General features: G+C 57.3%; 9 protein-coding genes and 2 pseudogenes. 5 read left to right on the top strand and 6 right to left on the bottom strand.

Going from position 1 to position 9,710, the window contains the following annotated elements; all coding sequences use genetic code 11:
* The 3 genes and pseudogenes from BM174_RS19965 to BM174_RS19955 all read left to right on the top strand — a co-directional run.
* Positions 1-260 (top strand): annotated as a pseudogene (locus BM174_RS19965) (IS5 family transposase); the annotation flags it as partial.
* A 143-nt stretch (positions 261-403) separates the two neighbouring features.
* Positions 404-754 carry an MbcA/ParS/Xre antitoxin family protein gene (locus BM174_RS19960; protein WP_074788326.1) on the top strand — a complete coding sequence of 117 codons (351 nt, stop codon included), beginning with the start codon at positions 404-406 and terminating at the stop codon, positions 752-754.
* Positions 754-1,266 (top strand): RES family NAD+ phosphorylase, encoded by a 513-nt coding sequence (locus tag BM174_RS19955; RefSeq protein ID WP_093925573.1) that lies wholly within the window; start codon positions 754-756, stop codon positions 1,264-1,266. Before BM174_RS19960 ends, BM174_RS19955 begins: the two co-directional genes overlap by 1 nt.
* Before the next feature lie 163 nt (positions 1,267-1,429).
* On the opposite strand, the gene BM174_RS19950 is transcribed toward BM174_RS19955, so the two are convergent.
* The 4 genes from BM174_RS19950 to BM174_RS19935 form a co-directional block, all read right to left on the bottom strand.
* Positions 1,430-2,479 (bottom strand): helix-turn-helix domain-containing protein, encoded by a 1,050-nt coding sequence (locus BM174_RS19950; protein WP_093925572.1) that lies wholly within the window; start codon positions 2,477-2,479, stop codon positions 1,430-1,432.
* Between the two features lie 175 nt (positions 2,480-2,654).
* A complete protein-coding gene (repB, locus tag BM174_RS19945) occupies positions 2,655-3,749 on the bottom strand; it encodes a plasmid partitioning protein RepB (protein ID WP_245766467.1) in 1,095 nt (364 codons plus the stop codon).
* A complete protein-coding gene (gene repA, locus BM174_RS19940) occupies positions 3,749-4,936 on the bottom strand; it encodes a plasmid partitioning protein RepA (RefSeq protein ID WP_019956879.1) in 1,188 nt (395 codons plus the stop codon). The genes repB and repA overlap by 1 nt, the downstream gene beginning before the upstream one ends.
* A 288-nt stretch (positions 4,937-5,224) precedes the next feature.
* Positions 5,225-6,109 carry a recombinase family protein gene (locus BM174_RS19935; RefSeq protein ID WP_093925570.1) on the bottom strand — a complete coding sequence of 295 codons (885 nt, stop codon included), beginning with the start codon at positions 6,107-6,109 and terminating at the stop codon, positions 5,225-5,227.
* A gap of 226 nt (positions 6,110-6,335) precedes the next feature.
* Here BM174_RS19935 and BM174_RS19930 point away from each other — a divergent pair, with 226 nt between their 5' ends.
* The gene (locus BM174_RS19930; RefSeq protein WP_093925569.1) at positions 6,336-7,415 is read left to right on the top strand and encodes a hypothetical protein; all 1,080 of its coding nucleotides are present in this window, start codon (positions 6,336-6,338) and stop codon (positions 7,413-7,415) included.
* Between the two features lie 41 nt (positions 7,416-7,456).
* On the opposite strand, the gene BM174_RS19925 is transcribed toward BM174_RS19930, so the two are convergent.
* Both BM174_RS19925 and BM174_RS19920 read right to left on the bottom strand, forming a co-directional pair.
* Positions 7,457-8,659, bottom strand: a complete 1,203-nt coding sequence (locus BM174_RS19925) for a Fic family protein (RefSeq protein ID WP_093925568.1) — start codon at positions 8,657-8,659, stop codon at positions 7,457-7,459.
* 138 nt (positions 8,660-8,797) lie between these two features.
* Positions 8,798-9,346, bottom strand: a pseudogene (locus tag BM174_RS19920) (transposase); the annotation flags it as partial.
* Positions 9,347-9,431: 85 nt separating this feature from the next.
* Between BM174_RS19920 and BM174_RS19915 the strand changes: the two are divergent.
* The coding region (locus BM174_RS19915) for a transposase (RefSeq protein ID WP_177209555.1) at positions 9,432-9,710 on the top strand (279 nt) is incomplete at its 3' end.

Raw genomic sequence — 9,710 nt, 5'->3', positions numbered from 1 at the left:
CCGATGCCGCCCAAAACCCAAGCACTCGAGACTGCCATATCGCGGACATAGCTGCCCGTGGTCGCATGGCTTGGCAAACGTCATCGGGATATAATCAGCGCAGCCGTGGCGAAACCTTGATGGGTCGTTGGAAGGCCGTCATTGGCCCCAAACTCAAGGCGAGATCGTTCGAAAATCAGAAGACAGAGGCCAAGATTGGCGTCCGGATTCTGGACCGGATGACCGAACTTGGCAGGCCCAATTTCGAACGCACCGCCTGAAATCCGTCTCGGGTAGGGCGCGTTCCAGCCAATTTACCCTCCGTGCAACAACGCCGGGAGAAACCCGGAGAGCACTGTCGCTGACTTGATATTCGGTAATATTGCCGCTATATACCGTCATAATGACCGTATGGAGTAACGTTATGCACATCACAAACTTTGCAGAAGGCGGACAGTTTGAACCGCGCAAGATCGCAGCAGCGCTGCGCACCTCGGCAGAGGAGATCGCAATGACGGTTGGTCTTGGCAAGGATGCCATGCAGCGGCGGAGCCGTATCAGCTCGGACAAGACACAGCGCCGTTTGCGCGAACTGGTCGAAGTGCTCAACAAGGTCGAGCCGCGGTTCGGGTCGGAACTGATGGCTTATGCCTGGTATCGCTCAGAGCCCCTGCCCGGGTTTGACGGCCGGACCGCGATGCAGTTGGTGCAGGACGGCAAGGCGCAGCAGGTTCTCGAATACATCGACGCGGTCGACGCAGGCGTCTTCGCCTGATGCCTCTTACGGTTGGGCGTTATGCAGGTCCGCTCTACCGCGCCCTCAACCCTGTCTATGCGCGTGAACCTCTCTCCGGGCGTGGTGCTGAACTCTATGGAGGGCGATTCAACGCGAAGGGCACCCCGGCCCTCTACACCGCGCTCGATCCAACCACGGCGTTGCGCGAAGCAAACCAGGTCGGAAGCCTGCAGCCCACGATGCTTGTGTCCTACGCTGCCGATCTTGGCCCTATTTTTGATACCCGAGACGCAGACGCAGTTGCACAATACGGCATGACAAAAGGCACACTTGCAGATCCGGGCTGGCGCGCAAGGATGCTCGATGGGCAAACTGTTCCGACGCAGGACTTTGCCGCCAGTCTCATCACTGACGGCTTTGCGGGCCTTTTGATCCGAAGCTTTGCTAAGGGCACATCGGCGGTAGACAACAACATTGTGCTGTGGCGCTGGACTGGCGAAGGATGCAGACTTGACGTTGTGGATGACGAAGGCCGACTGTCCCGGATGTAAGAAAGCTTGCTTAGCGCGCCACCATCCTGATGTTCAAAAAGATTCGTGTCGATTCTCTGATCACCGTGGTGTTGACGCTTTTCCGTATGGAGGTTGCTAAGTGTCGCCGTCATTGGCTTCCTTGGTAGTGGTCGGTAATGCCCATCTCGTTGCAAGTCTGCTATCACATTCCTTGCCTCATCATTGCGTCCAGGTAGGCGTTGGTATTCCTCACATGCCCTGTGCTGGTCCTCAGAAGCATCTCGTCGAGTGCAAGAAGAAGCCGTCCTGGGCCGTGTTCTCTGAGATGTTTTAAGATTTTGTCTTGTCCTATTCTTAGCAACTTTCCTACGTCTGCCAATATCCTTACAACCGATTGATGGTCTCTTGGCTCATTGGGGAAAAACTCCGACACGTTTTTTAGGTCTTCCCAAGCCATAGTGGTTGGGTCTCCTCGTTCCCGGTAATCAGAGCTGGTGTGAGCACCTATCGCATCCTTTTTTATATTCAATCTTGTGGGTTCTACGTGCCGGACATTTTGTCCGTCGTCGCCGGACATTTCGTCGGGCATCAGTGCGTGAGCGTCGTGGTTTCCGGCCGGAAACTCTTTGATTTCTACTCCGGTCAACTCTGCCAATTTCTTGATGAGTTCTATGATCTCTTCGGCTTTCAGAGTGGCACGCCGTAGGATGTTGCGCACTTTTTGGAGAAACGAGACTGTCTCCTCATCCTTTGCTTGACGCAGAGCTTCGACACGAAGAGCCAGTGCCTCGGCCTTAAGTGACCGTAGCTTTTCCTGATCGTCCACAAGCTGTTCTGCGTGTTCGGTGAGCTCTCTTTCCCGTTCAAACATTGGCTGCAAATCGAAGCCAAACGCATCTCTGATCAATCCACCGTAGCGAAGAGGGAACCGCTTCCGGGTTGCGCTATCCCTGCGGTGGATCAGCCCCGCATCCACGAGGTGTCCGATACACCGCCGGATCGTTCTCTCGTTCAGGCCGTTCGTTCGCTCCGACAAGGATGCGTTTGAGGGGAAGACAATGGTCATTGAAGCCGTTTGTCCAGCCTTCTTCGGCATGAAGCTGATCAAGGCCTGAAGCGTTACTAGATCATTTGGTGTTAGCCCGAGTTCTTTGCGAAGCACTCGGATCGGTTCGATGACCCTGTACGGGTTTGTACTGAGTACAGAAGATCGTTCCGCCAAGGCGGGGGTGTGAGAAAATACCTGTCTCATGATGATTTTGACAGAAAAAGCATCCCCGTTCACCGCGAACGGTGTTGAAATCGATTCGCCTTCGGGGTATCAATCAGGTGTCGAAGCTAATTGAGGCCCTTCGGAAGCGTTGCTTTCGGGGGGTCTTTCCTTTTCTGACGTGTCCTCCTTTCTGCTCTGTTTTTGTTGTCTTTGGTCACGTGTCCTCGACGTCGAGATCCTCCGATGTCGGGGCGGCCAAATTTGTAAAATCGTCAGGATCGCCACTTGTGGGCTTCGGCAGGACGGTTTGGGTCCTATCCACCTCGTTGGTGTCGATTGTGGCACCCATACCCGCACTCTTGTCCGCCGCTCGCGCGGCAGCCAAAGCCGCTAAGGCGGCCTTCGGGTTCTCTGATATCCATGTATGAAGTCCGTTTTCACTGCTCTTAACGGTAATGACCACATTCCTTTTGGTGATCTTTACAGAGCCGTAGTCTGTCGCGATCGCTGAGAGGGAAGGAGGTTTTTGCCTCCGCATCATTACCTCAAAGGTGGCGAATCGCTCGTCCGAACCGTTCCCGGCATCTTTGGATTTCAAAATTTCTGCCGCGAAGTTCTGGTTTCCGGCCGGAAACCCGAGGCTTTCGTAGGATTTCGCAGCCGCATACCAGCGATCACGACCAACCCCCGAGGCAGGTCCAATTGCTTCTATGATCTCTATGGGAATGCAGGATGTCACTTGCTTCATCCGGGCGAGGCCGGTGAGCTTAGCCCCGCCGCGCCGCGCCTTCTGGTCGATATTCAGGGCATCACAGACCAATCCTTCATCTTTCCCGGAATCGAGGAGAGAACGTGCGAATAGGGCCTTTTCGATCCAGCTAAGGTCCTTGCGGAAGCTGTTTTCTTGTCCCTGAGCAAGAATAGCCTGATCTTCATCGAGGGATCTGATCAGGGCCTTTGCTGGCTTTCCGATCAGGCGAAGCGCTGCGAGACGTCTACGCCCGTAGATTACCCTGTATCGGCGTCCTGCCGGGCTGATGAGTATTGGGATTAGCTGGCCTTGTTTCTCGATACTCTCGGCAAGTTCCCGGATCTCTTGCTCGTCATCTAGTGAAAGACGATCCTTGAACTCAGAGTCATCGATCAGATCCGTACTGATCTCCTGAATGGAAGATTGTGCTGCATCTTGAAGGGAACGGGCCATGCCGGAAAGGGCAGGGGCTCTGGACTGGGCTTGGGTGGAGGAAAAGGAGGGATCTTCCACTTTTTCCTCGTCGTCAGGAATGTCGAATGTAACTTTGCGGGCCATTATTTGCGCCCCCATGCGGTCCCGATAAGACCTTCAACCTCGTCAACGACCCCGTTGATGGATTCAATTGCCCTATCATAGGTTTGCCGGTGAAAATCGGATCTTGCAATTTCGTAGAGCGTCTGTTGGGTAAGGCCCGCATCCGAAACAGCAGAAGACTTCAGGAATGGCTGTGTGAGTACATCATCGGTGAACATTGTCCGAAGAAAAGCTGCCATCTGTGTTTGGGGCCCGTCATTCGGCTCAAAGCGTGTGATCAGGAATCGCATGAAGTCCCAGTCTGGAGAAGCACCTACATCTGCGATTGTTGCCATTAGGCTGGACGTGAGCTGCAGGAACTGCGCCATAGAGGCCACATCAAGCATGCTCGGGATGACAGTCACGATCAGCGAAGTTGATGCAACCAAGGCAGAGAGTGTCGTAAATCCGAGCTGGGGAGGACAGTCGATGACGACAACGTCGTAGTCGGCTTCGACCTCATTTATGCACAGGGCAAGCCTCTGATAGAACGGCGGACGGATGTTGTTCCGAAGGGCATGTGCAGTTTCTGTTTCGAACTCGGACAAAAGCAAACCGGCCGGTGCCAGGTCAAGATTGTGGAAGTATGTCTTGAGCAAAATATCTCGGAAAGGGACGGGATCCTCATAGCGAAGGGCATCATAGACGGTTCCTACTTCAGGAAAATCTAGCTCCGGCCGGAAACCGAACATGGTGGTCATGGATGCCTGAGGGTCTAGGTCAATTGCCATGACTCGGTATCCATCTAGGGCCAGTTTTTGTGCCAGATGAATTGCCGTTGTCGTCTTGCCCGCTCCGCCTTTGAAATTGGCGATGGAGATGATCTGGATTTGCTCCCCATCTCGGCGGCGAGGTACGATGTGATGGAACTTTGTGCTTGACGCTGCAATCTCATGACGGGCGATGTCGATTTGCTCTGCCGTGTAGAACCTACGGCCGCGGGCGTCTGTCTCGATCTCGCCTAGATTGAGCCTGTCTTCGAAGAACATCTTCCGCAGAAAGTCTTGGCTGACCCCAAGGACTTGGGCAACCTCTGTTGAACTGAAACGCCGCAAGGCCTTTCGCTCATCCGGTAGAAAGGACTTGCGCATGTTCACATCGAGCGACTTACTCAGACGTGTTGCCATGGCCTGGATCTTTTGATCCATTCGAATCCGCTGCTCGTTCATGCTCGTCTCGCTGCCCGTGTTTCGGGTCTAATTTGAGAAAGAACGCGAAACCGCCCGAAACTGATGGCTTGCGTTCTTCTGGAAAAATGTCACTAAAAGCCTTGACGGGCAAGAGATTTCTCGGACACGGCGGTCCCGCAGAAAAAAATACATATAATACAATAGCTTAAGCCGCCGCCTCCCTGCGTCTCAACAACTGCTTGTGGTGCCATGAGCGTGGTGACCCAAGATATACGCGATAACCATAGGGACCTTTCTCTACTTCTGAGCGAATCTGATTCCCAAAGGTCACTCAAGCAACCCCAGTTTCTCGGCCCGCTCCAATAGCATCTTGACCGATGACGGCTGCCAGCTCGTGCGACCACGCGGGGTACGTTCGCGCATCTCCAGCAGCCGATCACAGATCGCCTGAAGGGTGACGTCTGGATCCGCGCCCTTGATGGCGGCGACGATGGCGGGCAGGCGGTCGTCAGTTTCGCGACGTCCGGCACGTTGCAGCACCTCTGCGGGTAAAAAACCATCCCGTACATAAGTCTTAACGGCGCGCAGCAGGCGGCTTTGCGTCCAGCGTCTGGCCTCGGGTAAGGGGCCATTGACGATGCGCAGCACGTCTTCCCAAGCCATGTCGGGGCGAAGGCGGCGCACATGGGGCACCCAATCTTGCGCCGTCTCGTTCAGCCGCTCCACGTATCCGTCCTGTCGCGCGAGCCGCACCTTGCGAAGAGCGGCCGGATCCCTGGCTCGCAGCCCAGGGTTCCCGCCCACGCGGCCCTTGGTGCGCGCGCTGGTAAGCCCGGCCTTGGTGCGTTCCCGGATCAGGGCGCGCTCAAACTCCGCCGCAGCGCCCAGGACCTGCAGCGTGAACTTGCCCTGAGGGGATGCGGTATCGATCGGATCCTCAATCGAGCGAAAGAAAGCGCCTTTGGCCTCAAGCCGCTCGATCACCTCGAGTAGATGCGAAAGCGATCGCGCCAATCGGTCGATGCGCACCACTACCAGCGTGTCGCCCTTGCCAATCCGTTCCAGCACCCGCGCCAGTACTGGCCGCGCGCGATTTCCGCCAGAGGCCTGTTCTTCATGGATCTCGATGCAGCCTGCGGATTTAAGGGCCTGCGACTGGGGCAGGGGGGTCTGCTCCTCGGTCGAAACGCGGGCATAGCCGATTAAAGGCATCAAAACAGGCTTTTTGCAGTTTCAGGTAGCGCTAATAAACGACCGTTTGTAAACGGATGCAATGCTGCTCTTTGTGGCGCTGTTCATCCGAAACCCCTTGGTTTCCATACGCTGAGCGCGATCAGAGAGTTCTCGCAGACCGTCCCGCACGCGTGCTATATAGGGTGAGTGGGCGTACCCTGAAAAAACACTTGGGTAAAATGCAAAATTGGCGTATTTTGCACATATGAAGCCTCAAGTATTTATTCAGCATGATAGTTTTGACGATCCTCTAGTGGATGTGGAAGGGCTTGAAGAGACGTCTGAGGGCGACCTGTGGTTCCTGCCCGGTCCGATGGAAGAGGAGCCGGATTATCTGCCGCCCGGACCAAGGACAGAGCCGCGTGAAACCGCAGTCCTCGACGATTGGCGGAAGGCAGAGGCAGACAATGCCGCCCATCTCGCCCGTGTGACTGGCCGGATTGGCGCGCTGGATGACCGTCTGCACCGTGGCCCGGAAGGCTGGCGGCACAGGCTCGCGCTGATAGAGGCGACAGGCCTCAGCTGGTTTGTGGGCGACCGAATTGGCCCGGATCGGCTGGCGCTCTGGATATCCATGCGCTTGTCCGGGATGCAAGACGACACCGCAGCGCTCGCGCGTGTCGGATGGGCGGTGCGGCGTCTGACAGGCGGTCCCGGCCCAGAGGTGGACCTTTCCGCCTTCCTTGATCGCCGTGATCCCGAGAACATGGCGGATGAAGCCGAGCCCTTTGCGGATCGCGCGGGCGGTTGGCTTGACCTGATGGCGCAAGCCGTCTACTTGCACCCGATCACACGCGCCGGCATGGGGTTTCACCTCTGGAGCCTTGCGGGCCTCGGGCAACAAGGCGACCGGATGGAAGCGGCGGTAACCGCCGCACGCATTGCCGCCAGTGAAGGCCCGAATTCGAATGGGGGGGCCATCTTTGCGCCTCTGGGTTTACGCGGGGCAGGGGGACTGCGCGCCAGTGGTACACCGGCTGAGCGCTTGGAGCGTTGGCTCGAGGGAATGGAAACAGCATGCCTGACCGCGATGCGGCACCTCGACGATATCCAGGCATGGTCAGCGCGGGCGGAAACCATGATGGCCCCGCTCTCTGGGAAGACACCACCAGCATTGCGCGCCGTGCTGACCGAATGGCCCCTCGTCTCCGCCCCAATGGCCGAGACCCTGACCGGTGCCAGCCGCGCCGCCGTCCAGCGCAACCTCGCCTGGATGGAAACGCGAGGCCTTATCCGCGAGGTGACCGGGCAGGGGCGGTATCGGATGTGGTGCGCCACCAACTGAATACCGCAGCAATATTTAAGCCTCCAGCAGATCCTCATCAATTATTGAGGCAGATCCCCGTCAGCGAACAGGTTGGGGAAAAGTCGCTCCCGGTAGTCGAGAGGAAACGCCAAACGCACGGGCGTCTTCGGTGAGGCGGATGACAGGTAGCCGGCTGATGTTAGCTTGCTCAACGTGTTGCGCGCCGTGCGCTCGGAGGTCTTGAGGACGATTTGGGCCTCTCCGCGTTCCAGCGCACCATACCGAATAACCGCTGAAATGAGGTCGGGCGCACGCTTGTCATCGACAGTATCTTCGACCAGACGTCGATAACGTTTTTCGAGACCGCCTAGGTCAAAGAGCTTAGCCGAGAAGGTGACCTGATCCAGCGCAACCTTCAGGAACCATTCGCAATATGTCTTCAGGGCGGCCTCAGAGAGGTTACCCCGCCCGTCTCGATCGCCGCGACGTTGGCTGTCGGCCATGTCCATCATGCGTTTGTACTCGCCCCGGTCCGTCAATCCGCGTGCCAGCCCGCGCGAGACAGACCACAACCCTTGGCCGCCGATACCAGCCTCGAGTGCCATGGCATGTGACATCAGGCGGCTGACCCGCCCGTTCCCGTCGGGAAACGGGTGGATGTAGTTGAGGCGGTGGTGCGCCGAGGCAATGGCGATGATCCGTCCGCTCGCCGAGCGCGCCGCGATCTGAAAACGCTTGTCAAAATGGTCCATGAAGGCCGCGACCCGAGCCGAGGACGGGGGCATATGCCGCCCGACGGCGACTTCGCTGTCACCCTCTTGCCGGATACGACCCGGAATGATGGGTTCTGTGCTTCCGTCCGGGTGTTCGATGCGGCGGAATTCATCGGGCATCTCGTCGTAGAACGCCTTGTGCACCCAAGTGAGGAACGCGACGGATGTGGGCCGGAGCAAGATGCCTTCCCGGTGCATCTTGTCGATCGACCGTTGAACGATGACATGAGCGCGGGCTTCCAGCGCAAGCGGACGCGTCTCGGCTTCGAGTTCCGCTCCGGCAAGGGCCCGTTCGATATCGCGCGGGCGAGTGTTGTGCCCCTCGATCAGGTTCGAGTAGTAGCAGTTCATCACTCTGACCAAGTCCGCCAGCTCGGCCACGCTGTCCGGATGCAGCCCCTGTCCGAGCCGGGCAGCCTCGCGCTGGATTTCGACCGACAGGTCCGCCAAACTGGCAGGTATCTGCTCCTCGAAGAAGCACGGTTCTATCCTGCCGGGCGTCTCAAGCATTTTTTGCCGATCTTGTAGGGGCGGAACTATCATCCTTTGATACTCTTTTTGGCCATGAAGTCCAAGAGTTTGCCGATGTGCTTTGCCGATCATCGTTGCCGACATCAAGTGTCGCGTTGCCGTTAATTCGGCTCTGCCTCAATCTGTGTGGCGGAACGGTAGCATTCTCGCCCGCAACAATTCTAGACCGTACATCGCGCGTTTGAGGGTTTTCAGGCGGTTGATCTGACCTTGCACTTGGCCGTTGCTCCAGGGCATCTCGATGGCGTTTTTGACCGCATAGAAGTCCCGGTTCAAGGTGCGGGCAAAGCGCACGATGGGCGCCAGGTCGGTTTCGATCGCGTCGTCCATCCATGCAGCGAGCGGGTCTGCTTGGTGGCCGTGCATGATACCGTTGAACCGCATGGCGAGGCTGCGCATCGTTGCGAAGGCGGGAGAACCGGCCTTGAGAGCGTCTACTTTCCGCGCCTGATCCGAGGTGAGCTTTCCACGGGGTTTGATGCACAGTGCGGCCGCGATGACCGGGGAGATCGCGTGACCCGTTTCCGGGTCCCGAACCGGCTTCAGGATCTGGTGCTCCACGGCAGGGCCCTTCGTTTGCTTTTCTGCTCTGCGCCAGCCCGCCAGTAGCCGCTGCAAGTGCGTCAGACTCCCCTCGTAGCCACGCTCTTGGATCAGACGGAACACGGCGCTTCAGTTCGAATGGGCCTTGTTGCACGGAGCCTCTCTCGACTGATATCGGTTGTGGCCTGTTCTGTTGAGGATGCTTTAGATGCCGCATAAGTTCAACGCTGATCATCGTGACAAAATACCGAAACAGAAGCAACGGGTGACCAACTGGGCAGAGTACGACGAAGGCCTGCGAGGACGTGGTGATCTGACGGTCTGGGTCAGCGAGGACGCGCTTGCGTTGTGGTCAGCACCACCGCGAACGACGCCTGGTGGTCAGGCTTTATATTCGGATTTGGCGATCGAGCTTTGCCTGACGCTAGGCATGGTTTTCAAGCAGCCACTGCGGCAGACCCAAGGCTTGATGCGCTCTATTGCCAAG

Source organism: Sulfitobacter brevis, assembly GCF_900112755.1.
Taxonomy (GTDB): Bacteria; Pseudomonadota; Alphaproteobacteria; order Rhodobacterales; family Rhodobacteraceae; genus Sulfitobacter; species Sulfitobacter brevis.
This window is presented reverse-complemented; position numbering and strand designations above follow the sequence as displayed.